Genomic DNA, 23,946 nt, shown 5'->3' on the forward strand with positions numbered 1-23,946 from the left:
AACCCTCAGGCGGGCGGTGGCTTCACCGTGTACGAGGAGGCGCGCGAGCTGCTCGACTGGGGTTTCGCGGCCGTCGGGCGGGTCGATCCGGTGGGTTCGCTGGACGCGTTGCGGGCCGGGCCGACACCGGGTCCGGCCCCCGCGCCGGTGACCGCCGTACCGGTGGCCGCCGCGGTCGTACCGGAGGACGACGGTCCGGGCTGGGCGGAGACCGCGGCGATCGTGGCCGCCGCGGCGCTCGGCGCGGGTGCGGTGGTGGTGGCGTTGCGGCTCAGGGGCGCGCGGTCGTCCAAGGCCTGACCTGTCGGCAGCCACAGCAGCAGACCGAGAGTGATCCAGGTGTACGTGTTGCTGCCGAGGAAGCCGTCGATGCCCGAGGCGTCGTTGAACCAGAGCCACACGACACTGGTGCACATCACCGCGTACAGGCCGCCCGCGATCCGCCGGCGCCCGGTGCGGATCAGCACGGCGAAGGACGGCAGCAGCCACACGAGATGGTGCACCCAGGTGATCGGGCTGACCAGACAGGCGGTCAGCCCGGTCAGCGCGAACGCGGCGATCCAGTCCCCGGCGACGACCGCACGCCGTGCCCGCACCGCCCACACGCACAGCACGATGAGGACGACCGTCGCCCACAGGGGGCGGCCGGTCTCGCCGAGCCGGGCCAGGACGCCCTGCAGGGACTGGTTGGAGACGTAGTCGAGGCGGCCTACGCGGGTTGTGTCCCACATCGCCCGGGTCCAGTAGAAGCGTGAGGCGTCCGGGACCACCAGGGCCGCGAGCCCGGTCGCCCCGAGGGCCACGGCGGTCGCGACCGCGGCGGCCCTCCAGCGTCTGGCCACCAGCAGCAGGCCGATGAAGAGCGCCGGCGTGAGCTTGACCGCCGCCGCGAGTCCGATGCCCACGCCCGCCCAGCGGCCCCGGCCGGTGGAGAGCAGCCAGCCGTCGCCGAGGACCAGGGCGAGCAGCAGGAGGTTCACCTGCCCGAAGCTGAAGGTGTCGCGCAGCGGCTCGAACAGCGCCAGCCCGCAGGCCACCAGCGCCCAACCGAACCAGCCGTGACGCCGCCAGTCGGGCCCGGCCAGGATGCGCAGCACGGCGGCGAGCGCCGCCAGGTTGAGGACGAGCGCGCCGGCGATCGCGGTGCCGAGCCCGAGGTATCCCATCGGGGCCATGCTGACGGCGGCGAACGGCGGGTAGGTGAAGCCGTACGTCGTCCCGGGGACCTGGTAGTCGTAGATCCGGCCGCCGTGGTGGAGCCAGGTGTGGACGGTGCCGTAGTAGACGCGCAGGTCGAACCAGTCGCGCAGCAGCGGGACGGTCGCGGTGAAGACGGCGACCACGGTGGCGAGGGCCAGGACCAGGAGGAGCCGGCCGCGGTCGGTGCGAGGTGTTCTCATGCCGTACGTCCCAGGGCCGGGGCCTGTGCCGCCAGGCGGGCCTGCCACAGGACGACGACCGCGAGGACACCGCCGGAGACGGCCAGGACGAGCTGTCCGATGTCGGCGGGGCCGCCGCTGGGCAGGACGGCGAGCGCGAGGACACCGGTAACCGCCGCCACTCGGTGGCGTACGGAGGTGCTGGGCGCGGCGGCGGCGATGAGGAAGAGGCCCCAGAGGGCGTACCAGGGGCGGATCGCCGGGCCGAAGGCGGCCACGACCGCGAGGCTCAGGCCGAGCGCGTAGACCGGGCTGGGGCGCAGCCGCAGCCATATGGCGAGGATGGCCGCGCCGGTCACCGCGAGTCCGAGGGCGTGCCAGGCCGGGATGGCGAAGGGGGCGAGATCGCTGCCCAGGTGTTCCAGCAGGGCGCCGGTGGCGCGGCCGAGGAGGCTGGTGAGCGCCCAGTTGTGCGCCGAGACGGGTGTGTCGAGGGCGCCTATCCAGCCGTAGCCCGTGCCGGCGATGGCCGTGGCGGCGATCGTGGTGGCCGCGGAGGCGACGACGGTCGTGGTGACGGCCTTGGCGGGGCGGTGGCCCGCGCGGATCTGGAGGAGCACGACCGCGGCGAGGCCGAGCGCGGCGGGGGCCTTGACCAGGGCGGCGAGGGTGACGAGTACGGCGCCGAGGACCGGCCAGCGGCCGAGGGCGGCGACCAGACCGACGCCGAGCAGCCCGAGCATGATCGCGTCGTTGTGGGCGCCCGCGACGAGGTGGAGCAGCACGAGCGGGTTGAGGGCACCGAGCCAGAGCGCGGCGGCCGGGTCGGCGCCGCTGTTCCGGGCGAGCCTGGGCAGGGCGGCGGCCATCAGGCCCACCCCGAGGAGCGCGACGAGCCGCATCCCGAAGAGCCCGGCGGGGAGTTCTCCCCGGGTCAGTCCGGAGAGCCCCGAGGCCATCGCGAGGAACACCGGGCCGTAGGGCGCTCCGGTGTGCTTCCACAGCGGGGCGACCTCGTCGGCGAGGGGGCCGCCGAGCGTGGCGGGGCCGTGTGCGTACACGTCCATGTGGGCGTCGACCATGGCGCCCTGCGCGAGATAGCTGTACACGTCCCGGCTGAACAGCGGCGGCGCGAGCAGCAGCGGGGTCGCCCACACGGCGAGGACCAGCAGCAGGGAGCGCGGGGTCGGCGGTTCGGCGCTGCGGATCAGCTTGCCCAGCAGCAGCCAGGCCGCTATCAGCAGGACGACACCGAAGTAGACCCCGACCAGCCCCAGCGCGGCCTGCGCGGAGGCCGGGGAGAAGAGATCCTCGGCCGGGAGCGCTCCGGCCGTCTCACCGCCCAGGGCGAGGACAGCGGTTCCGGCCAGACCGAGCACCTGGCAGCGGCGGAGATCGACGGGAAAAGCCATGGCCAACACTCGCCAAGCGTGTCAACGCCGGATGGCGGGAAAGCGACGTGCCGCCCTCCGTGCGGCGGACTGCTCGTGACCTCCGTGTGATCAGGCCTCGGTACCGATGAGTTCTCTGTCCTCGACCGGTCTCCCCCATGACCCGCTTTCACCGAACGGATGTGATGACCGTGCCGCACAGTTCCGCCCACGCCAAGGTGAACGGCCTGGAGATGTACTACGAGATCCATGGCGCCGAACACAAGGGCCGGCGTCCGCTGGTGCTGCTGCACGGCGGTGTCCTCACCATCGGTCTGACCTTCGGGAGCGTGCTTCCCGCGCTGTCCGCCGACCGGTACGTCATCGCCCCCGAACTCCAGGGCCACGGCCGCACCGCGGACACCGACCGCCCGATGACCGTGCCGGACCTCGCCTCCGACGTGGTGGCGCTGCTCGACGAACTCGGCCTCGAGCGGGCCGACTTCATCGGCTTCAGCCTCGGCGGACTGACCGCGCTGGAGATCGCGGTCCGGCACCCGGAGCGCGTCGGACGGCTCGTACTGGCGGCCACCCAGTACGCCCAGGACGGCTACCACGACGACGTCCGCACCCCCGACTACAGCTCGCCCCGGCTGCCCAGCCGGGCGGACTTCCAGGAGATGGCCGACGCCTACGCGGCCGTCGCCCCGCACCCCGAGCACTTCCAGGACTTCCTGGCCAAGGTCTCGGCGGCGGCGAACGGGCCACTGCCATGGACCGCCGACGACCTGCGCGCGCTGACCGCGCCCACACTGCTGGTCGTCGGCGACGGGGACTTCGTGCGCGTCGAGCACGCCGCCGAGATGCAGCGGCTCATCCCGGACGCACGGCTCGCCGTCCTGCCCGGCACCACGCACATGAGCCTCATGCGGCGGACATCGCTGCTCACGCCGCTGCTGGACGAGTTCCTGGACTGACGCCGGTCAGAACACCGACACCCCGGTCAACGTGGTGAAGCGGTCGAGGGCCGCGACCCCGGCCACCGAGTTCCCGCGCTCGTCGAGTCCCGGGCTCCATACGGCGAGGGTGCACCGGCCCGGTACGACGGCGATGATGCCGCCGCCCACTCCGCTCTTGCCGGGCAGGCCCACCCGGTAGGCGAACTCGCCCGCCGCGTCGTACGTCCCGCAGGTCAGCATCACCGCGTTGACCTGCTTGGCCTGCGTGAGGGTGAGCAGCCGGCTGCCGTCGGCACGACTCCCGTGCCGGGCCAGGAAACCGGCGGCGAGGGCGAGATCGGCGCAGGACGCCTCGATGGAGCACTGCCGGAAGTACTGGTCCAGGAGGACGGGTACCTCGTTGTCGATGTTGCCGTAGGACTTCATGAAGTGGGCCAGGGCCGCGTTGCGGTCGCCGTGCGCGGACTCGGAGGCGGCGACCCCCTTGTCGAAGTCCAGGCCCGGGTTGCCGCTCTCCGTGCGCAGGAAGGCCAGCAGCTCGCCCGCCGCGTCTCCGGTACGGGTCTGGAGCCGGTCGGTGACGACGAGCGCGCCCGCGTTGATGAACGGGTTGCGCGGGATGCCGTTCTCGTACTCCAACTGGACAAGGGAGTTGAAGGGGTTGCCGGAGGGCTCGCGGCCCACGTGCTCCCACAGTTCGTCGCCCTCGCGGGCCAGGTCGAGGGCGAGGGTGAAGACCTTGGTGATGGACTGCGTGGAGAAGGGCTGCCGCCAGTCCCCCACGCCGTACACCGTGCCGTCCGGCTCCGCGACGGCCATGCCGAAGCTGCGCGGGTCGCAGGCCGCCAGCGCCGGGATGTAGTCGGCGGGCCGGCCACGCCCGGGCGTCCGCTCGATCTCACCGGCGATACGCTCCAGGACCGGCTGGAAAGTCATCGACGAGGGCATGATCACCATTGTGCCTCCGGGCCGGTCCTGGTGCGCGTCCGCGGTCAGACGGCCACGGGACCGCTGCCGGCCAGGACCTCGGGCCGCAGCAGGGCAGCGAGGGTCTCGGCGGGCAACAGGCCCTTCTCCAGGACGAGTTCGGCAACGCCCCGGCCGGTGGCGAGGGCCTCCTTGGCGATGTCGGTGGCGGCCGTGTACCCGATGTGCGGGTTCAGCGCGGTCACCAGGCCGATGGAGTTCTCCACGCTCGCGCGCAGCGCCTCGGTGTTGGCGGTGATGCCGTCCACACAGCGCTCGGCCAGCGTCAGACAGGCGGCGCGCAGATGCGTGATGCTCTCCGACAGCGAGTGCAGGATGATCGGCTCGAAGGCGTTGAGCTGGAGCTGTCCGGCCTCGGCGGCCATCGTGATGGTGACGTCGTTGCCGATCACCTCGAAGGCGACCTGGTTGACGACCTCGGGGATCACCGGGTTGACCTTGCCGGGCATGATGCTCGAACCGGCCTGCACCGGCGGCAGGTTGATCTCCCCCAGCCCCGCGCGCGGCCCCGAGGACAGCAGCCGCAGGTCGTTGCAGCTCTTGGAGAGCTTGACCGCGACCCGCTTCAGCACCCCCGACATCTGCACGAACGCACCGCAGTCCTGCGTGGCCTCGACCAGGTTGGCCGCCGTCACCAACGGCAGGCCGGTGATCCCGGCGAGGTGTTGCCGCGCCGACTCGGCATACCCGGCGGGAGCATTGAGTCCGGTGCCGATGGCCGTGGCGCCCAAGTTGATCTCATGGATCAACTGCACAGCCTCGTCAAGACGTTGACGATCCTCGTCCATCATGACGGCATACGCGGAGAACTCTTGACCGAGCGTCATGGGCACCGCGTCCTGCAACTGTGTACGGCCCATCTTGAGCACGTCACGGAACTCGACGGCCTTACGGGCGAACGCGTCCTCCAGTACAGACATTGACTCGATCAATCCATGGACGGCGAAGACCGTCGCTATCTTGACCGCGGTCGGATACACGTCATTGGTGGACTGCCCGAGGTTGACGTCCTCGTTGGGGTGCAGGAACTGGTACTCGCCCTTGCCGTGTCCGAGCAACTCCAACGCCCGGTTGGCGATCACCTCGTTGGCGTTCATGTTGGTCGAGGTACCGGCCCCGCCCTGCACTACGTCCACGACGAACTGGTCGTGCAGCTTGCCGCCCCGGATCTCCCGACAGGCGGCGACGATGACCGCCGCCTTCTCCGGCGGGAGCAGCCCCAACTCCTCGTTGGCGAGAGCGGCGGCCTCCTTGACGGCGGCCAGTGCGTTGATCAAGTGCGGGTAGGCGGAGATCGGAGTCCCGGTGATGGCGAAGTTCTCGGTGGCACGCAGGGTGTGAACACCCCAGTACGCATCGGCGGGAACGTCCCGGTCGCCGAGCAGATCATGTTCGCGACGCGTTACGACGGCCATGAAGGTACAGCTCCTCTTTCCAACGGGGCGAAGGACAGTCTTGGGGCGATCTAGGCACACGCGGACAACGGCGGCACCGGGTCCAGAGCCCGCACAGGCCGCACACACCCCACCGGCTCCCCACCCCCGAGCAACGCCTCCCCCGCGAACTCGGTGAGCAGCGAGGGGGACACCCCGGCCCGCGCCAACGCGGCCGCCGCGACAGGAATTCGCGCCCGGTTGGCCCCGTCCGCGATCTTCACGGCAACGGCCCGCCCGTCAGGCAACGCGGCGACCTCGACACCCTCGAACCCGTCCTTGGCCAGCAGCCCTGGAACGGCCCGCATCAGCGCGGCCACGTCCCGCCCGGACCCGGACGCCATCTCGGCGTACTCACGCATCGCGTCAGCGACCCGCGCCTCGGGCGTACCGGGCGCGCCGGTGACGACCCGTGACACGGCCCGCGCCAACCCGTGCAGGGAGATGGAGAACAAGGGAGCCCCGCATCCGTCGACACTCACCCGCGCGATCCGCTGCCCGGTGAGGTCCTCGACGATCTCGGCGATCGCCTGCTGGAGCGGGTGCGCGGGGTCGAGATAGTCGTCCAGGGACCAGCCGTTGAGCTTCGACACGTACAGCATCGCCGCGTGCTTGCCGGAGCAGTTCTGGGCGAGCCGGGACGGTGGCCGTCCTCCGCGCACCCAGGTGTCCCGGACGACGGGGTCGAACGGCAGGTCGGGGACGTTGCGCAGGTCGTCCTCGGTGAGGCCGGCGAGTTCGAGGATGCGCCGGGTCCCGGCGAGGTGGCGTTCCTCGCCGGAGTGGCTGGCGGCGGCGAGGGAGAGCAATTCGCCGTCCAGCGGCAGCCCCGCCCGCACCATGGCGACGGCCTGTACGGGCTTGATCGCCGAGCGCGGGTAGAACGCGGCCTCGATGTCGCCGAGTTGGAGTTGGACCTGTCCGTCGGTGTCGAGGACGACGACGGAGCCGTGGTGGATGCCCTCGATCAGTCCGTCGCGGATGAGGTGGGCGACGGGTGCGTGGACGGGTTCACGGACGAGGGGTGGGTCCGCGAGGGGACTGCTGTACATCACTGCCTGTCGGGGTTCGGACGGCGTGGGTCTCACGCGTCGGTCGTCGGGGTGGAGGTGTGCGCGACCCGGCGGCGGACGGCGAACCATCCGGCGACCAGTGCGGCGGCGATCAGCGGCAGGCACAGCACGGTGGTGCGTCCGGCGCCGCCGTCGGCGTACATGAGGACCAGGACGGAGGCGAGGAAGGCCAGCGTCACGAGTTCGGTCCAGGGGGAGCCCGGCAGGCGGTAGCCGGGGCGGGTGAGTTCGCCCTTCTCGGTCTTCTGCCAGAAGAGGAGGTGACAGAGCATGATCATGCCCCAGGTGGCGAGGATGCCGATGGCGGCGAAGTTGAGGACGATCTCGAACGCGTCGGCGGGGACCACGTAGTTGAGGCCGACGCCGAGGACGCAGATGCCGCTGGTGAGCAGGATGCCGCCGTAGGGGACCTGGTTGCGGCTCATCACCGAGGTGAACTTGGGGGCGGAGCCGGACATCGCCATGGAGCGGAGGATGCGGCCGGTGGAGTAGAGGCCGGAGTTGAGCGAGGACATGGCCGCGGTGAGGACGACGAGGTTCATGACGCCGCCCGCCGCGGGGATGCCGATCTGGGAGAGGACCGTCACGAAGGGGCTCTGGCCGGCGCTGTATTTGTTCCAGGGCAGCAGCATCGACAGCAGGACGACCGAGCCGACGTAGAAGAGGCCGACGCGCCACATGATCGAGTTGATCGCCTTCGGCATGATCTTCTCGGGGTTCTCGGTCTCTCCGGCGGCGACGCCGACCAGTTCGACGGAGGCGTAGGCGAAGACGACGCCCTGGATGATCAGCAGCATGGGGAGCATGCCGTTCGGGAAGATGCCGCCGCTGTCGGTGATCAGGGACGGGCCGGGGGTGTGGCCGTCGACGGGGTGCTGGGTGGCCAGCAGAAAGATGCCGATGAGCATGAAGACGACGAGCGCGCTGACCTTGATGATCGCGAACCAGAACTCGAGCTCGCCGAAGAGCCGTACAGAGATCAAGTTGACGGTCAACACGACGGCGAGGGCGATCAATGCGATCAACCATTGAGGGATGTCGGAGAACATGCCCCAGTAGTGGGTGTACACGGCCACGGCGGTGATGTCGGCGACGCCGGTGGTGGCCCAGTTCAGGAAGTACATCCAGCCCGCGACATAGGCACCCTTCTCGCCGAGGAACTCCCGGGCGTACGACACGAAGGCTCCGGACGAGGGCCGGTACAGGACGAGTTCGCCCAGGGCGCGGACGACGAGGAAGGCGAAGAGTCCGCAGACCGCGTACGCGATGAAGAGCGAGGGGCCGGCGTCGGCGAGGCGGCCGCCGGCGCCGAGGAAGAGGCCGGTGCCGATCGCGCCGCCGATGGCGATCATGTTGACGTGCCGGGACTTCAGGGACTTGCTGTAGCCGGCGTCTCCGGCGTCGACATGGCCGGATCGTTTCTGCACGCCGTCGTGCAGGGACTGCTCGCTCACGCCTCGGGTCCGCCTTCCGTGGGGGTGTCGGTGCGCGCGGGGCGCACGATGTCGGTGAGGGTCGTCTCGACCCGGTCGAGGTGGTGGGACATGGCCTCGACGGCGTCCGGCTCGCTGCCGTCGATCAGCGCCTCGACGATCGCCCGGTGCTCGCGGTTGGACTGCTCGCGCCGGCCGCCGAGTTCGTTGAGGAACGCGGACTGGCGGGCCAGCGCGTCGCGGATCTCCTCGATGACCCGGCGGAACACCGGGTTCTGGGCGGCCTCCGCGACGGCGAGGTGGAAGAGGGTGTCCATCGCGACCCACGCGGTGGTGTCCGTCTCCCGCTCCATGCGGTCCAGGAGATGGGCCAGGTGGTCCAGGTTCTCCGGGGTGCGACGCAGGGCCGCGTACCCGGCGACCGGGATCTCGACATGGCGGCGCACCTCCAGGAGGTCGCTGGCCGCGTAGTCGCCGAAGGTGGGGTCCTCGACGGCGTTGGCGACGACGAAGGTGCCCTTGCCGGTCTTGGAGACGGTCAGGCCCATGGTCTGCAGGGCCCGCAGGGCCTCGCGCAGCACGGGCCGGCTGATCTCCAGCGTGCGGCACAGCTCGGCCTCGGAGGGCAGCTTGTCGCCGATCGCGTAGTCGCCGCGCTCGATGGCGCCGCGGAGGTGGACGAGCACCGCTTCCATGGCGCTCACGCGCCGCGGTCCGACTCCACCTGTCTGGCTGTCTGACAGGTTCACGGACGTGATCCTGCGGGTGACGGGACAGTGCTGTCAAGCGATCGGAAAAGAAAAATTCAGAGGGCGTGCGGCCTGAAATTCCGGCTGCACGCCCTCCGTGACGGTCGTCCGCCCGGTGTCAGCTGTCGAGGACACCCGCGCCGAGCAGCCCGAACAGCAGGATGCCGATGACGATCCGGTAGATCACGAAGGCGTTGAAGGAGTGCTTGGCGACGAACTTCAGCAGCCAGGCGATGGAGCCGTAGGCGACCACGAACGACACGATGGTGCCGACGGCCAGCGGGGCGGCGCCCACGCCCGCCCCCAGGGCGTCCTTCAGCTCGTAGATGCCCGCGCCGGTGAGGGCAGGGATGCCGAGGAAGAAGGAGAGCCGGGTGGCGGCGACGCGGTCCAGGTCGAGGATGAGGCCGGTGGACATGGTGGCGCCGGAGCGGGAGAAGCCGGGGAAGAGCAGCGCGAGGATCTGTGAACTGCCCACCAGCATCGCGTCCTTGAACGTGGTGTCGTCCTCACCACGCTTGTGCCGGCCCATCTGGTCGGCCGCCCACATCACACCGCTGCCGACGATCAGCGAGGCGGCGACCACCCACAGCGAGCCGAGCGGGCCGTCGATGAGCGGCTTCGCGGCGAGGCCCACCAGCACGATCGGGATGGTCGCGTAGATCACCCACCAGGCGAACTTGTAGTCGTGGTGATAGCGCTCCTCGCGATTGCGCAGGCCACGGCCCCACGCGGTCACGATCCGCACGATGTCCTTGAAGAAGTACACGAGCACGGCGGCGATGGCGCCGACCTGGATGACGGCCGAGAACCCGACGACGGCGTCGTCGTCCACGGGGATCTTCATCAGCCCCTCGACGATCTTCAGATGGCCGGTGGAGGACACGGGCAGGAACTCGGTCACCCCCTCCACGACTCCGAGGACGGCGGCCTGACCGACGCTGATGACGCTCATGAGATCCAGTTCTTGGGAGTTGGTCGACAGTGCTGTAGACAATAGCGCTCCGGAGCGTGCCGCTCGGGCCCGGGAGCCGCCCGATCTCTTACGCCCACAGGCCCTGCGCGATCGCCACCCCGGCGAATACCGCACCGAGGCCCGCCATCACGCTGCCGACGACGTTGGCGGCAGCGTAGAGCCCCGCGCCCGTCTCGGTCAGCCGCAGTGTCTCGTACGAGAAGGTCGAGTACGTCGTCAGGGCCCCGCAAAGGCCTGTCCCGACGAGGAGTTGGAGATGTGAGCCGGCCGCCCCGGCGGACACCGCACCGGTCAGCGTGCCCAGGATGAGGCAGCCGGTGACGTTCACCACGAAGGTGCCCCACGGGAAGACGGAGTCGTGTCTCGACTGCACGGCACGGTCGGTGAGATAGCGGAGCGGGGCACCGACCACGGCGCCCACGACGACCAACAGCCAGTTCACAACGACCTCTTACCCTTCCCGTCCGCCTCGTCGGTGCGGCCCACGTACCGGATGACCTCGCACGCGTCGAGGGTCACCAGACCTTCGGTGACGAGTTCGTCGAGCTGCGGCAGGAAGGCCCGTACGCGCTCCTCGGTGTCCACGATCACGATCGCCACCGGCAGGTCCTCGCTGAGCGACAGCAGCCGCGAGGTGTGGATCAGGGAGGAGGCGCCGAAGCCCTCGATGCCCCGGAAGACACTGGCGCCGGCCAGCCCGGCCGCGTGCGCGCGGTGGACGATCTCCGTGTAGAGGGGCTTGTGGTGCCAGGTGTCGTTCTCGCCGATGAAGACGGTCGCGCGCAGGGCGCCGCCGGTCAGCCTGGTCATCGCTGCCTCCACTTCAGGACGCGCCGGGTCACCGTGGCCGCGAGCCACACCGCCGCGAGAGCCGCGAGCAGGGTCGCGGCGAGATAGGCCAGTGCGGTGCGCGGACGGCCCGCGTCGACCAGTCTCTGGATGTCCACGGCGTACGTCGAGAAGGTGGTGAAGCCGCCGAGCACACCGGTCCCGAAGAACGGCCGCACCAGCCTGTGGGCGGCCCACATGTCGGTGATGACCACCATGAACACGCCGATCACGGCGCACCCGACCACATTGATCCCGAAGGTCGTCCAGGGAAATCCGCCGCTCCGGGCGGGCCACCACAGGGAGGCCGCATACCGGGCCACGGCACCGATCGCGCCGCCGAGGGCGACCACCGCGACCACGGGTCCCTGACCGCGCCAGACGGACGGGCGCGGGGCCTGTGGCCGGGTGCGCAGGCTCTCGGCCTCGGGAGCTGTCATGGCCGTACGTCTCCTACTCGTCGGGGGCCCTGCGGGCACACGCCTTCACAAGTAGGGACCGTTGGCGGCACCACTGCCGCGGTTCGGGTACGGCGGGCCCCACCGCCGCGCCGCGAGGGGTGATCGCGGCCGGGGAACAGGTTAACGCCGGTGGCGGGCCTGGGTCACTTCGGGGCGGGCGGCTCGCACAGCGCGACACCGGGCTCCCGCAGGCTGCCCAGGACGAGGTGGCCCGCCGCCTCGCACACGCTGGTGACCATGCGGAAGGGAGAGCCGCGCGCGATGAGGTGGTGATCCACGCGTCCCTCGTCGTCGACCGCGAGGGCCCCGATCATGCCCGTGGGCCGGAAGGGCACCCGCGCGGCGATACGTCCTGCGGTGTGCCGTACGGCGTCCGGGCCACGGTGCAGGACGTCGAGCGGGGGCACGCGGGGGCCGGCCAGCGCCACCCAGAGCGGGCCGTCGGGTCCGGCGCGCCAGATGTTGTCGGGCATGCCCGGGAGATCCTCCACGAAGGGTTCGCCGCGGCCGGCCCCGGGCCCGGTGAGCCAGTAGCGGGTGAGGCGGCAGGCGCCGCTCTCGGCGATCACCAGGAAGGATTCGTCGGCGCTCGGGGCCAGCCCGTTGGCGAACTGAAGCCCCTCCAGCAGCACTTCGGGGGTGTCGCTGCCGGGTGCGAGGCGCAGCAGCCGTCCGGTGCCGGTGTGTTCGACGATGTCGCCGAGCCACTGGTGGAGCGGGTAGCGACGGCTGGCGACGGTGAAGTACACGCTGCCGTCGGACAGCGCGACCACGTTGCTGCAGAACCGCAGCGGCTCCCCCGCCACCGAGTCGGCGAGGACGCGTACGGAGCCGTCGCCGAGGTCGACGCGGAGCAGTCCGCGTTCCGCGTCGCACACCAACAGGCCGTTGTCCGGGAGGAGTTCGAGTCCGAGCGGGCGTCCTCCGGTGTCGGCGAGGGTCTCCACCCGCACCGCCTCGGGGTCGAGCAGTCCGTCGAGACGGAGGATGCGGCCGTCCTCGACGCCGGTCAGCACCCGACCACGGGCGTCGGCCACCACGTCCTCCGGGCCACGGCCGCCGATCGCGACGTAACGGCGGGCGAACAGTGCCTCGGGTCGGTCCACGAAAACCTCCTGCGTGGGGTCGGACAGGGCGTACCGGTACGCGTACGCTTGCTTCTCTTCCCGGTCATCGCGTCCCCACGTCACGTCTGGGGTCAGGTTTGCCGAGCGTATTCCCGGTGACCCGGATCATGCTGCCGGTCGGTGAGAAGGGGGCCCTCATGAGACGGTCGGCCACCCGCCCTGCGGGATCTCCGAGGTGAGCTGGATGCGTACCGCGTGGCAGCGACTCGGACTCGCCGAACTCCACCGGCGCGGGCGGGAGTTGGAACTCCTGCACCGGGCCATGGGGTTCGCGACGCTCGCCCTGGTCACGCTGGCTCCCCTGCTGATCGTGGTGGCCGCTGCCGATCCGCTCGGGCACGGCGGGTTCGCGCTGTGGCTGGTGGACGGCATGGACCTGTCCGGCCGCTCCGCCCGCGCGCTCACGGACGTCTTCACCCCGCCCCGCAAGGTGATCGGCACCACCAGCGCCTTGAGCGTGGGGCTGCTCGCACTGTTCGGCCTGTCCTTCGCGTCGAGTGTGCAGAACGGCTACGAGCGCGTATGGCGCCCGACCGGCGCCCCGTGGCATCGCATCTGGCGGCAACTGATCTGGCTGTTCATGCTCATGGTCTACCTGTACGCGCAGGTGCAGACCCGCAATGTCCTCGAGGGCACGCCCCGCATCCTGCTGAGCATGGCCGCCGGCCTGCTGTTCTTCTGGTGGGGCCCGCACTTCCTGCTCAACCGCCACGTCCAATGGCGCTACCTGCTCCCGGGCGCGCTCGCCACGATGGCGGGCCTGGTCGGCCTGCGCTGGTTCTCCTACCTGGTGTTCACCCCGCTCCTGGTCACCAACGCGGTGAGCTACGGTCCGGTCGGCACGGTCCTGGTGGTGGAGTCCTGGCTGGTCGGCGTGGGCTTCGTGCTCTACGGCGGCGCCCTGGTGGGCCGCCTGCTGTGCGAGCGGTTCGGCGACCCGGACGCGTCGTTCCGCGTGCAGCCGGAAGACCTGGACGCGGCGGACGCGGCGGACGCGGCGGACGCCGAGCAGGAGGAACCGCCGACACGTTCCACACCGCCGTAGCCGAGCAGGCACACAAGCCCAAGTAACGGGAAGGTCCCCCTCCGCCCGCCGCTCGCGGCTCTCGCGGGCGGAGGGGAGTCCGTTCAGCCGTCGAGTCGCACGACCCGCACGGCGCCGGCGGGCACCGCGAGGCGGCCCGCGGCACGCTCACCGGTCAGCAGCTCGGTGCCGTCGGCGCCCAGCGGCACCTTGACGTCCGCGGCGCTGTGGTTGATCGCGAAGAGGTAGGCACCCGACTCTCCGTCGCGGCGGACGACCTCGACGTCGTACGGCAGGTCGGCGCGCGGGGCGATCCGGGCGTCCTCGGTCGCCCAGCCGAGCAGGGCGTCCAGGCCGTGGGCGTCGAGCCGGGTCGACACATACCAGGCGGTGCCCTCGCCGAGGCGGTGCCGGGTGACGGCCGGGTGGTCGGCGGTGAGGCCTTCGGCGTACGTCCACACGGTCTCGGCACCGTGCGGGACCACGAACTCGGTCCAGACGTCGCCGGTGAGTTCGGAGCCGTCGGGGCCGGTGATGCGGACCCGCTCCCCGGCCAGCAGGGGTGAGAACTCCTCGACGGTCAGGCCGAGCACGTCGCGCAGCGGCCCGGGGTAGGCGCCCTCGTGGACGGCGTCGTGCTCGTCGACGATGCCGGAGAAGTAGGAGACGACGAGGGTGCCGCCCCGCTCGACGTACCGCTTCAGGTTGCGGCCGGCCGCCTCCGTCATCAGGTACAGGGCGGGTACGACGACAAGGGGATAGGCCGACAAGTCGGCTTCCGGGTGGGCGAAGTCGACCGTGAGGTGGCGGTCGTAGAGGCCCTCGTAGAAGGCGTCGGCGCGCTCGCGGGCGTCGTGGTCCTCGCTGGGGCGCCACTCCAGTTTCTGCGCCCACCACGACTGCCAGTCCCACAGGACGGCCACGTCGGCCTGCGTTCGGGTGCCGCTGATCGGGGTCAACTTGTCGACGGACGCGCCGAGTTCGACGACCTCGCGCCAGACGCGGGTCTCGGTGCCGCCGTGCGGGAGCATCGCCGAGTGGAACTTCTCGGCGCCGCGCCGGGACTGGCGCCACTGGAAGAACATCGCGCCGTCCGAGCCGCGCGCCACGTGGGAGAGCGCGTTGCGGGCCATCTGGCCGGGGGCCTTGGCGGGGTTGCGGGGCTGCCAGTTGACGCCCGAGGTGGAGTGTTCGAGCAGCAGCCAGGGGGCGCCGCCCGCCACCGAGCGGGTGAGGTCGGCGGCCATCGCGAGGTTGACGTGGGTGCGGCGGCCGTCGGTGATCAGGTAGTGGTCGTTGGTGACGAGGTCGACCTCGCGGCCCCAGGCCCAGTAGTCGACGGACTCGCACTGGCTGAGGGCGGCCATGAAGTTGGTCGTCACCGGGATACCGGGCGCGAGGCGGTGCAGGATGTCCCGTTCCGCGACGAAGTTCTCGCGCATTGTGGCGTCCGCGAACCGCTGGTAGTCCAGCGCCTGGGCCGGGTTGACTGCGGTCGGGGTGAGCCGCGGCGGGTTGATCTGGCCCAGGTCCGCGTAACGCTGGCCCCAAAAGGCAGTCCCCCAGGCCTCGTTGACGCCGTCGACGCTCTCGTACGTCCCGGCCAGCCAGCGGCGGAAGTGGGTGGCGCAGGAGTCGCAGTAGCAGGCGGAGACGGGGACGCCGTACTCGTTGAAGACGTGCCACAGCGCGAGGGCGGGGTGGGCGCCGTAGCGCTCGGCGAGCCGTGTGGTGATGTTCGCGGCGGCGGCACGGTAGTCGGCGTTGCTGTGGCAGATCGCGCCGCGCGAGCCGAACTCGTAGCGGGTGCCGTCGGCGGTGACAGGCAGGGCCTCGGGGTGGGCGCGGTAGAACCAGGCGGGCGGGGCGACCGTGGGGGTGCCGAGGTCGGCGCGGATGCCGTTCTCGTGCAGCAGGTCGAGGAGCCGGTCGAGCCAGCCGAAGTCGTACACACCGGGCTCGGGTTCCAGCAGTGCCCAGGAGAAGATCCCGACGCTCACCATGGTGACGCCGGCCTCCCGCATCAGCCGGACGTCCTCCTGCCAGACGCTCTCCGGCCACTGCTCGGGGTTGTAGTCCCCACCGAAGGCGAGCCCGGTGAGGCCCCTGGGTGTGGTCTCCGGCATGGATCTCTCCCGTAGTCGATCATTTGGGAACGTGCACACAGCGCGCCCAACAGCGCAGCCCCAACATAATCGCACGCCCATGACTGCTGACAAGGGTGCCTGATGGTTCTCTGCTGTGAACGCTCCCATGTCGCTGCTTCTGGCTCCGGTCCGGGAGCCGTAGAGTCTTGACCATGAGCAATGCGGGGGGTCGGCGCAGGGCGCCGACGATCCATGACGTGGCGCGCGAGGCGGGCGTCTCGCGGGGCACGGTGTCGCGCGTCCTCAACGGCGGGCACTATGTCAGTCCGGCCGCGCAGGAGGCCGTCAACGCGGCCATCCGCAGGACGGGTTACGTGGTGAACCGGCACGCCCGCTCGCTGATCACCGGGCGCTCGGACTCGGTCGGTTTCCTGCTGACGGAACCGCAGGAGAAGTTCTTCGAGGACCCCAACTTCAACATCCTGCTGCGCGGCTGCACCCAGGCTCTGGCAGCGCACGACATCCCGCTGCTGCTGATGCTGGCCGGCACCGAGGACGAACGGCGGCGCATCACGCGGTACATCACCTCCGGGCACGTCGACGGGGTGCTGCTGGTCTCCAGCCACTCCGGGAGCCCGGTGGCGGAGGAACTGAGCGAGGCGGGCGTGCCGTTGGTCGCGTGCGGCAAGCCGATCGGGCTCGGCTCCAAGATCAGCTATGTCGCCGCCGACGACCGGGACGGCGCCCGGGACATGACCCGGCACCTCCTCTCCCTCGGCCGCCGCCGCATCGGCACGGTCACCGGACCGCTGGACACCCCGGGCGGTGTCGAGCGCCTCGCCGGTTACAAGGAGGTGCTCACCGAGGCGGGCGTCGAGGTGGACGACCGTCTCGTCGTCTCCGGTGACTACAGCCGCCTCAGCGGCGAGAAGGGTGCCGAGCGCCTGCTTGCCCAAGTCCCGGACCTGGACGCCGTGTTCGTCGCCTCGGACCTGATGGCCCGGGGTGTGCTGACGTCGTTGGAGCGGGCCGGGCGGCGGGTACCGGAGGACGTCTCGGTCGGCGGTTTCGACGACTCCCCCGCCGCGCTCGCGTCCAGCCCCGAACTCACCACGATGCGGCAGCCGTTCGACCGCATCAGCGCGGAGATGGTGCGGGTGCTGCTGGCGCAGATCGGGGGCGAGGACACGGCGGCGGTGATACTTCCTACGGAGTTGGTGAAGCGGGAGTCGACGTGAGGGCGCGGGTCCTCATGAGGAGCTCGGTCAACAGCTTGGCGTGGCACGGGAGTTGACGTACGAGGCGGTGCCGGGTGACGGCTGAGCCTCAGCGGTGAGGCCTTGGGCCTACGCCCATACGGCCTCGGCGCCCGGCGCGGCCACGAACTTGATCCAGACCTCGCCGGTGAGTTCGGAGCCGTCGGTCGGGGCCGCTGATGCGTACCCGGTTGCGCGCGCTCGTCCGTCTCGCCGGTGTCTCTCCTCCCCCACCTGGACTGGCCGAGGCCGGCGTTGAAGGTGACGCCGAACAGGGCGATTGCTCGGCGACGACCCGCACGCAGGCACCCCGCGCTCCGCGGCCCTCTGGTCAGCCCGGAGACGTGGCCGCCACAGTCGCCGACACGATCGAGGACCCCGCCCCTCCCCTGCACGTACCGGCCGGCGCACCGGCCGAACAAGCCCTGCGGGCCCGCAAGAGGGCGCCCGAGGACGAGCCGTTCCTGCTGACCGACATCGATTGGTAGGGCGGCGGTAGGCGCCGCACAGCGGGATGCCAGACCTCGGTGAGATTGTGCAACGAGTTCGGAGGAGGCGAAGCCGTGGTGCACGCCTCCGGGCCGGACGACGATGCTCTCTTCAGGGCCATGGAGCCGATCCTGCGGAGTCTGCCGTTCAGGCCGGCGCACGTTCTTCTCCGGCTCGGCGGCGGTACATCGCGGGTGGGCCTGTGAGCGGCGCGAAGCAGACACGAGGGACCTCCCGAATGTCCCTCCAGGGTTCCCCGTCGAGGGCCGCCGCACCCAAGCCGACCGCCGACGCCCGTGGTAACTTCCGTATACAAGATGTATGCGATCTCTGGGGGCAGCGGTGACATCCGGTCGGGAGAAGGCCTACGCGTACCTCAAGGACTCGGTGCTCACGGATCCGGCGATGCAGGGCGCGTTCCTCTCGGAGCAGGACATCGCCGATCGGATCGGGGTGTCGCGCACTCCGATCCGTGAGGCGCTGCTCCTGCTGGCTGCCGAGGACCTGGTCGAGCTGGTGCCGAAGCGGGGTGCCCGGGTCGCACCGCTGTCTGGCCGGGAGATCAGCGAGCTTATGGAGCTGCGCGGGATCGTCGAGCGGTACGCGGCGCAGCAGGCCATCGGCGCGAGCACGGCTCCCGTGCGCGAACTGGGCGAACTCCTGGAGCGGCAGCGTGTGTTGAGCGGCCCCAGCCAGGCCAAGGAGTTCATCGCCGTGGACCATCTCTTCCACGCGACGCTCGTCTCGGCCGTGGGCAACGCGCTCCTCGACCGGCACTACGACGGGCTGCGCAGCCGCCAGGTCCGGGCCGGGGTCGTGGCCCTGTTCAACCAGCGAGGACGCCAGGAAGCGGTGCTGGACGAGCACCAGGCGATCCTGGACGCCCTCGCCGCCGGTGACGCGGAGGCCGCCTGCGCGGCGATCGACAACCATCTGGGCTCGACCTTGAAGGTGCTGCTCGCCGGTTAGGCCGCCGTGCCCGAGTCCGTATCCATGTCCGTATCCGCGGGATAGGTGAACACGAGCATGGTGACGCCGTCGGGTGCCGTCCACGGGCCGTGCGGCATGCCGGGCGGGCGGCACGCGTACGTGCCCTGCGCGAAGGTCTCGTCGAGCGACAGATCGTGCAGAGCGCCTTCGAGGATGTAGACCTCCTCCCAGAACTCGTGGTGTGCCACGCCCTGTTCGGAGGTGTCGGTGCCCGGCTCCCAGCGGACGAGTGTGGTGCGGCGCTCGCCTCGGGCATCCTCGGCCAGCACCTGTTCCCGTACGCCGACTCCCGCTCCCGGCGGGGCAGTCCACGGCGCGGCGGGGAGGTGGAACTCCAACTCCGGCTTGCTCATCGCTGTACCCCAAGTCGTCGGTTGGCGAGCACCGAGGTCTTCTCACGGACCGCCGCCACTTCGTCCACGTCCACATCCGCCACCAGGATTCCCGGTTGCGCGCCGAGGTGCTCGCGCACGCTCCCGTCGGGGCCCACGACCCTGCTGTGGCCGATGCCGGTGGGCACGGTCCCCTGGACGACGGCACCCTCGGCGGCCGGGTCGGCCTGGTCCACGGCTACCACCCACACCGTCGCGTCCAGGGCCCTGGCCCGCACCAGCAGCTCCCACTGGTCGAGCTTGCCCGGTCCGGCACCCCAGGAGGCCGCCAGCAGCGTCGCCACGGCCCCCGCGTCGGCATGGGCCCGGAACAGCTCCGGGAAGCGGACGTCATAGCAGGTGGCAAGGCCAAGTCGGACGCCGTTCACGTCGATCGTCACGATCCGCGAGCCCGCCGCGACGGTCTCGGACTCGGCGTAGCCGAACGCGTCATAGAGATGGATCTTGTCGTACGACGCCTCGACGCCCGGTCCCGTGGCCAGCAGGGTGTTGGTCACCCGGCCGTCGGTGGCCGGGGTGAACATGCCCGCCACCACCACGATGCCGGCGGCTGCCGCGATGTCGCGGACCGCGTTGGCCCAGGGGCCGTCAAGGGGTTGGGCGACCTCTGCCAGAGGGGTGCCGAAGCAGGCCATGGACGCTTCGGGGAACACGACGAGGTCGGCGCCGGCCTCGGCGGCGCGCGTCGTCGCGTCCTCGATGAGCGAGAGGTTCTTCTCGGGTTCGGGTCCGGTCACCAGTTGGCCGAGTGCGATGCGCACGGAGTGCCGCCTTTCTCGGGCGAGTTGGAGGTGGAAGGTCACGGGACGCGCACGGCGGGCTCGGTCTCCTGGGCGTCGGCCAGTCGTACGTCCTCGTCCACCGCCTGGGCCGAGTCGCGGCCCAGGGACAGGCCGATGACGGTCACGGCCGAGGCGACGGCGATGTAGAGCGCCAGCGGGACCCAACTGTCGTAGGAGCTGAGCAGTGCGGTGAACAGGAGCGGGGCGATCGCGCCGCCGATGAGGCCCGCGAGGGTGTAGGCGAGCGAGGAGCCCGTGTAGCGCAGGCGGGGCGAGAACTGCTCGGCGATGAAGGCCGCCTGCGGTCCGTACATGAGGGAGTGGATCGCCAGGCCCACGACGACGCCGAGGACGAGCAGGACGCGGTTGCCGCCGTCGATCAGGACGAAGAACACGAATGGCCAGACGCCTGCGGCGAGGGCGGAACAGCCGTACAGCAGGCGCCTGTTGACGCGGTCCGAGAGGGCGCCGGCCAGCGGGATGAGGAAGATCTGGAGCGAGGAGCCGACGAGTACGGCGGTCAGGGCCGAGCCGCGTGACATCCCCAACTCGTCGGTGGCGTAGGTCAGTACGAAGACGGTGAACATCGCGTAGAGCACGTCGGGGCCGACGCGGCAGAGGATCGCGGCACACAGGGCGCGGGGCTGGGTGGTGAAGACCTCGCGGACCGGGGTCTGCGGGCGGCTGTGTTCGGCCTCCAGGGCCTTGAACACCGGGGTCTCCTCCAGTTTCGCCCTGATCCACAGGCCGAAGCCGACCAGGACCCCGGAGAGCAGGAAGGCGACCCGCCAGCCCCAGGACTCGAACTGGCCCTCGCTGAGCGTCGCCCCGAGGACCGCCAGCACGCCGTTGGCCAGGAGGTTGCCGGCGGGTGGGCCGACCTGGGCGGCGGAGGCGTAGAACCCGCGGCGGCGCGGATCGCCGAACTCGCTGGACAGCAGGACGGCGCCGCCCCATTCGCCGCCGACCCCGACGCCCTGCGCGAACCGCAGCACGACCAGGGCGATGGGGGCGGCGATGCCGACCGTGCCGTAGGTGGGCAGGACGCCGATCAGGAAGGTGGCCGCTCCGATCAGGACCAGGGTGGCGATGAGGACCTTCTTGCGGCCGATCACATCGCCGAGGCGGCCGAAGACGAAGCCGCCGAGCGGGCGGGAGACGTAGCCGACGGCGTAGGTGGAGAACGCCAGCAATGTGCCGGTCAGGGGGTTCTTCGAGGGGAAGAAGAGATCGCCGAAGACCAGGGCGGCGGCCGCGGAGTAGACCGCGAAGTCGTACCACTCCAGTGCCGTTCCGGTGAGGCTGGCGATGAAGGCCCGGCGGATGCCGGAGCGGCCGGCCGGTACCGGCGCGGCGGCCTGCTGGGGGTGTTGCATGCTTCCCGTCCTTGCGTCGTCGAGGGGACATCGAGACATCGACCTTTCGGCATACTTCTTGTATACAGGTCGTATGCGCAACCCCCGCGCCGGAAATTGACCAGGCCGAAACACGCCTACCCAGGAGTACTCGTGGCCCTGCTGACCTTCGAACTGCCCGACGGTTCGACCCGTGACGTCGATGTCGTGCACGTGCTCAACGCCGGTTACGCCGGACGCAGCCAGGACGATGTCGCCGCACATGTCGCGGAACTCGCCGAGCTCGGCGTCCCCGCGCCGTCCGTGACCCCGGCCCTCTATCCCGTCTCCCCCTACCTCGCCCAGCAGACGGACCGCGTCGCCGCCCAGCACGCCCGCACCTCCGGAGAGGCCGAGTGGGCCCTGGTCGTGGCCGCCGACGGGGAGCTGCTGCTCACCGCCGCCTGCGACCACACCGACCGCGATCTGGAGGTGCACGGCGTGGCCTGGAGCAAGAACGCCGGACCCGACGTGCTCGCCCGGCGCGCCTGGCGACTGGCCGAGGTGGAGTCCCGCCTCGACGACCTGACGCTCCGCGCGTGGGTCACCCACGCCGGCGAGGAGACCGAGATCCAGCACGGCACACTCGCCGAACTGCTCACCCCGGGATACTGGGCCGAAGTACTGCGCTCCCGGGGCGACTTGACCCCCGGCACCGTCCTCATCTCGGGCACGATCCCCATGGCCGAGGGAGTGGACCAGTTCGCCGAGTCCTGGCGGGTGGAGCTGGGCGACCCCGTCACGGGCGACACAATCCCTCTCTCCTACGACGTGGTGCCGATGCCGGAGCCGATCGGCTGAAGCGGGGCTCTACGGCCGTCCGGCCCACCCGGTCAGGATTGAAGAAGCCCCCGCCCTCTCCCCCGCCCTAGCCTGAATTCACCGGCGAAATCCGTCGGACCACGCTTCACGGAGGAGCTCGCCATGACCGACGGACTGAACACGATCATCTACCCCGTCAAGGACCTCGACAGGGCGAAGGCCCTGTTCGGCGCACTGCTCGGGGTCGAGCCGTACGCGGACGAGCCGTACTACGTCGGCTACAAGGCCGCCGGGCAGGACGTCGGCCTCGACCCGAACGGGCACGCCAAGGGCATGACCGGACCGGTGCCGTACTGGACCGTGGACGACATCCGGACCCGGCTCGCGGCCATGGTGGCGGCGGGGGCCGAGCTGGTCCAGGACGTCCAGGACGTCGGCGGCGGCAAGCTGATCGCCTTCGTGAAGGACGCGGACGGCAACTTCGTCGGGCTCACCCAGAATCCGGCCGCCTGACACCGGTGCCGTAGCGACCGCTACTTGTACATGCACTAGTTGCGCGCTCAATGACTGGCCGGATCGGTGTTACCGTTCAGTTATGGCAGTGAAAACAGCCGGCGCCCGGCGGCTGGAGGAACAGTGGCGGGACATCCTGTCCGTGCACGCGCGCACGATGTGCGAGATCGACCGCGTGCTGCATCCGCACGGTCTGGGCGCGAGCGACTTCGAGGTGCTCGACATCCTGGCCTCCGAGTCGCCCGAGGACGGTGACCAGTGCCGGGTGCAGAACCTGGTCGGACGGGTCCATCTCAGCCAGAGCGCGCTCTCCCGTCTCATCGGACGGCTGGAGAAGGACGGCCTCGTGGCACGTTCCGTCTGCGTGGAGGACCGACGCGGGGTGTGGGTCGCGCTCACCCGTAAGGGCCGCGACCTGCACGCGGAGGTGCTGCCGCTCCAACGGGGCGTGCTGGCACGGATGTTGGACGACGCGCGGGAGTAGCGGCCGGGTCCCTGGTCCTGTCTCACACCACGAATTCGGCTCCGTCCATGAGCACTTCGACCCCCGCCCCGTTCACCTGCGCCCGCGCCTTCGAATCCGCGTCGAGCAACGGGTTCGTGTTGTCGAGGTGGGTGTAGATCCGGCGGACACCGGGGTGACGGGCGAGCGCGTCGAGGCTGCCCCGGGGGCCCGAGACCGGCAGATGCCCTTTCGTCGCCGTCCCGTCGGCGGTGAAGAAGGTGCCGTCGAGGAGGGCGCAGTCCGCCGAGGTCAGCAGGTCGTCCAGGGTGTCCGTCCAGGCGGCGACGCGGGGTGCGTAGACGAGGGCCCCGCCGCCGGCCAGGTCCTCGATGCGGTACGCCGTCACCCAGCGGTCGTCCGACGGGCGGGGCGGCACGTACCCGGGGGCTTTGGCGCCCACCGGGTGGGCGGTGACGACGAGGCCGCCGGCCAGCACGAACCCGCCCTCGGCGAGGCTGTCACCCCACTCCCACGGGGCGTAGCGGTCGAGGACGAGCCGGGCCGGGGTCAGCGCGGCGAGGGCGGGCGACGGGGCGTACACCTTGAGGCCCGCCACCCCGCGCAGCACGGTCAGGCCCGCCACATGGTCGGGCTCGGCGTCGGTGAGGAGCACACCGCGCACGGGGCTGTCGCGCGGGCCGGGACCCGGCCGGAGCGCGGGGGTGGCGGTGAGCTGGGAGCGGATGTCGGGCGAGGCGTTGAGCAGCCACCAGTCGCGCGCGTTGCCGGTGACGGCCACACAGTCCTGGGTGCGCGCGGGCAGCTTGCCGTCGCGGGCGGCGGCGCACAGCGCGCAGGCGCAGTTCCACTGCGGGAAACCACCGTCGGCGGCGGTACCGAGCAGGACGACCCTCACGATGATCGCGCCCCCTTGCAGAGTCATCGAATCCCAGACATCGCATCCCAGACATCGCATCCGGGTCGCCGCATGCGGGTCACCGAATCTCCCCGAGGGATCTTTCCTCCGAAACGGGCCG

25 protein-coding genes are annotated in these 23,946 nt (G+C 70.7%); 8 read left to right on the plus strand and 17 right to left on the minus strand.

The window, feature by feature from the left end:
• Nucleotides 1–5 precede the first annotated feature (5 nt).
• Both ABZT04_RS11170 and mptB read right to left on the minus strand, forming a co-directional pair.
• A complete protein-coding gene (locus tag ABZT04_RS11170; RefSeq protein ID WP_356055406.1) occupies nt 6–1,400 on the minus strand; it encodes a glycosyltransferase 87 family protein in 1,395 nt (464 codons plus the stop codon).
• A complete protein-coding gene (gene mptB, locus ABZT04_RS11175; RefSeq protein ID WP_356055408.1) occupies nt 1,397–2,791 on the minus strand; it encodes a polyprenol phosphomannose-dependent alpha 1,6 mannosyltransferase MptB in 1,395 nt (464 codons plus the stop codon). Before mptB ends, ABZT04_RS11170 begins: the two co-directional genes overlap by 4 nt.
• 164 nt (nt 2,792–2,955) lie before the next feature.
• On the opposite strand from mptB, the gene ABZT04_RS11180 reads away from it, so the two are divergent.
• Nucleotides 2,956–3,726 (plus strand): alpha/beta hydrolase, encoded by a 771-nt coding sequence (locus ABZT04_RS11180; RefSeq protein WP_356055708.1) that lies wholly within the window; start codon nt 2,956–2,958, stop codon nt 3,724–3,726.
• A 6-nt stretch (nt 3,727–3,732) separates the two neighbouring features.
• On the opposite strand, the gene ABZT04_RS11185 is transcribed toward ABZT04_RS11180, so the two are convergent.
• The 10 genes from ABZT04_RS11185 to ABZT04_RS11230 form a co-directional block, all read right to left on the minus strand.
• Entirely contained in the window at nt 3,733–4,665 is a 933-nt protein-coding gene (locus ABZT04_RS11185) for a glutaminase (RefSeq protein WP_356055409.1), read from the minus strand.
• A gap of 35 nt (nt 4,666–4,700) precedes the next feature.
• Nucleotides 4,701–6,110 carry an aspartate ammonia-lyase gene (gene aspA, locus ABZT04_RS11190; protein ID WP_356055411.1) on the minus strand — a complete coding sequence of 470 codons (1,410 nt, stop codon included), beginning with the start codon at nt 6,108–6,110 and terminating at the stop codon, nt 4,701–4,703.
• 50 nt (nt 6,111–6,160) lie between these two features.
• Nucleotides 6,161–7,180 carry an asparaginase gene (locus ABZT04_RS11195; RefSeq protein WP_356055413.1) on the minus strand — a complete coding sequence of 340 codons (1,020 nt, stop codon included), beginning with the start codon at nt 7,178–7,180 and terminating at the stop codon, nt 6,161–6,163.
• A 32-nt stretch (nt 7,181–7,212) separates the two neighbouring features.
• Nucleotides 7,213–8,655: an amino acid permease gene (locus tag ABZT04_RS11200; RefSeq protein ID WP_356055415.1), complete on the minus strand. Its 1,443-nt coding sequence runs from the start codon at nt 8,653–8,655 to the stop codon at nt 7,213–7,215.
• Complete coding sequence (locus ABZT04_RS11205) at nt 8,652–9,329, minus strand: FadR/GntR family transcriptional regulator (protein ID WP_019068931.1); 678 nt, start codon at nt 9,327–9,329, stop codon at nt 8,652–8,654. Before ABZT04_RS11205 ends, ABZT04_RS11200 begins: the two co-directional genes overlap by 4 nt.
• A 172-nt stretch (nt 9,330–9,501) precedes the next feature.
• On the minus strand, nt 9,502–10,338 hold the full coding sequence (locus tag ABZT04_RS11210; protein WP_356055417.1) for an undecaprenyl-diphosphate phosphatase: 837 nt from the start codon (nt 10,336–10,338) through the stop codon (nt 9,502–9,504).
• Nucleotides 10,339–10,426: 88 nt separating this feature from the next.
• Nucleotides 10,427–10,801 carry a fluoride efflux transporter CrcB gene (gene crcB / locus ABZT04_RS11215; RefSeq protein WP_356055419.1) on the minus strand — a complete coding sequence of 125 codons (375 nt, stop codon included), beginning with the start codon at nt 10,799–10,801 and terminating at the stop codon, nt 10,427–10,429.
• Nucleotides 10,798–11,169, minus strand: a complete 372-nt coding sequence (locus ABZT04_RS11220) for a DUF190 domain-containing protein (RefSeq protein WP_356055422.1) — start codon at nt 11,167–11,169, stop codon at nt 10,798–10,800. Before ABZT04_RS11220 ends, crcB (ABZT04_RS11215) begins: the two co-directional genes overlap by 4 nt.
• Nucleotides 11,166–11,627 carry a fluoride efflux transporter CrcB gene (gene crcB, locus ABZT04_RS11225; protein WP_356055425.1) on the minus strand — a complete coding sequence of 154 codons (462 nt, stop codon included), beginning with the start codon at nt 11,625–11,627 and terminating at the stop codon, nt 11,166–11,168. The genes ABZT04_RS11220 and crcB (ABZT04_RS11225) overlap by 4 nt, the downstream gene beginning before the upstream one ends.
• Before the next feature lie 164 nt (nt 11,628–11,791).
• Nucleotides 11,792–12,754 (minus strand): SMP-30/gluconolactonase/LRE family protein, encoded by a 963-nt coding sequence (locus ABZT04_RS11230; RefSeq protein WP_356055427.1) that lies wholly within the window; start codon nt 12,752–12,754, stop codon nt 11,792–11,794.
• A gap of 205 nt (nt 12,755–12,959) precedes the next feature.
• Between ABZT04_RS11230 and ABZT04_RS11235 the strand changes: the two genes are divergently transcribed.
• Nucleotides 12,960–13,820: a ribonuclease BN gene (locus ABZT04_RS11235; RefSeq protein WP_356055429.1), complete on the plus strand. Its 861-nt coding sequence runs from the start codon at nt 12,960–12,962 to the stop codon at nt 13,818–13,820.
• Between the two features lie 83 nt (nt 13,821–13,903).
• Here the strand turns inward: ABZT04_RS11235 and ABZT04_RS11240 are convergent, their stop codons facing one another.
• Entirely contained in the window at nt 13,904–15,925 is a 2,022-nt protein-coding gene (locus ABZT04_RS11240; RefSeq protein ID WP_356055432.1) for a beta-galactosidase, read from the minus strand.
• Between the two features lie 167 nt (nt 15,926–16,092).
• Between ABZT04_RS11240 and ABZT04_RS11245 the strand changes: the two genes are divergently transcribed.
• The 3 genes from ABZT04_RS11245 to ABZT04_RS11255 all read left to right on the plus strand — a co-directional run bounded on the left by ABZT04_RS11245 (nt 16,093) and on the right by ABZT04_RS11255 (nt 18,600).
• Nucleotides 16,093–17,124 (plus strand): LacI family DNA-binding transcriptional regulator, encoded by a 1,032-nt coding sequence (locus tag ABZT04_RS11245; protein ID WP_356055434.1) that lies wholly within the window; start codon nt 16,093–16,095, stop codon nt 17,122–17,124.
• A gap of 362 nt (nt 17,125–17,486) precedes the next feature.
• A complete protein-coding gene (locus ABZT04_RS11250) occupies nt 17,487–17,630 on the plus strand; it encodes a hypothetical protein (protein WP_356055436.1) in 144 nt (47 codons plus the stop codon).
• 322 nt (nt 17,631–17,952) lie between these two features.
• The gene (locus ABZT04_RS11255) at nt 17,953–18,600 is read left to right on the plus strand and encodes a GntR family transcriptional regulator (protein WP_356055439.1); all 648 of its coding nucleotides are present in this window, start codon (nt 17,953–17,955) and stop codon (nt 18,598–18,600) included.
• Here ABZT04_RS11255 and ABZT04_RS11260 read toward each other — a convergent pair.
• The 3 genes from ABZT04_RS11260 to ABZT04_RS11270 are packed head-to-tail and all read right to left on the minus strand — an operon-like array spanning nt 18,597 to nt 21,171.
• A complete protein-coding gene (locus ABZT04_RS11260; RefSeq protein WP_356055441.1) occupies nt 18,597–18,974 on the minus strand; it encodes a cupin domain-containing protein in 378 nt (125 codons plus the stop codon). The genes ABZT04_RS11255 and ABZT04_RS11260 overlap by 4 nt on opposite strands.
• Entirely contained in the window at nt 18,971–19,774 is an 804-nt protein-coding gene (locus tag ABZT04_RS11265; RefSeq protein ID WP_356055443.1) for a carbon-nitrogen hydrolase family protein, read from the minus strand. Before ABZT04_RS11265 ends, ABZT04_RS11260 begins: the two co-directional genes overlap by 4 nt.
• Before the next feature lie 38 nt (nt 19,775–19,812).
• On the minus strand, nt 19,813–21,171 hold the full coding sequence (locus ABZT04_RS11270) for an MFS transporter (protein ID WP_356055445.1): 1,359 nt from the start codon (nt 21,169–21,171) through the stop codon (nt 19,813–19,815).
• A gap of 132 nt (nt 21,172–21,303) precedes the next feature.
• On the opposite strand from ABZT04_RS11270, the gene ABZT04_RS11275 reads away from it, so the two are divergent.
• From ABZT04_RS11275 to ABZT04_RS11285, 3 genes are all read left to right on the plus strand, one after another.
• Nucleotides 21,304–21,990 carry a DUF2848 domain-containing protein gene (locus ABZT04_RS11275; RefSeq protein ID WP_356055447.1) on the plus strand — a complete coding sequence of 229 codons (687 nt, stop codon included), beginning with the start codon at nt 21,304–21,306 and terminating at the stop codon, nt 21,988–21,990.
• 123 nt (nt 21,991–22,113) lie between these two features.
• The gene (locus tag ABZT04_RS11280; protein ID WP_356055449.1) at nt 22,114–22,464 is read left to right on the plus strand and encodes a VOC family protein; all 351 of its coding nucleotides are present in this window, start codon (nt 22,114–22,116) and stop codon (nt 22,462–22,464) included.
• A gap of 82 nt (nt 22,465–22,546) precedes the next feature.
• On the plus strand, nt 22,547–22,948 hold the full coding sequence (locus tag ABZT04_RS11285; protein ID WP_356055451.1) for a MarR family transcriptional regulator: 402 nt from the start codon (nt 22,547–22,549) through the stop codon (nt 22,946–22,948).
• Between the two features lie 22 nt (nt 22,949–22,970).
• Here the strand turns inward: ABZT04_RS11285 and pqqB are convergent, their stop codons facing one another.
• The gene (gene pqqB, locus ABZT04_RS11290) at nt 22,971–23,852 is read right to left on the minus strand and encodes a pyrroloquinoline quinone biosynthesis protein PqqB (protein ID WP_356055453.1); all 882 of its coding nucleotides are present in this window, start codon (nt 23,850–23,852) and stop codon (nt 22,971–22,973) included.
• Nucleotides 23,853–23,946 lie beyond the last annotated feature (94 nt).

Source organism: Streptomyces sp. NPDC005492 (assembly GCF_040605995.1).
In the GTDB taxonomy this organism is placed as follows: Bacteria; Actinomycetota; Actinomycetes; order Streptomycetales; family Streptomycetaceae; genus Streptomyces.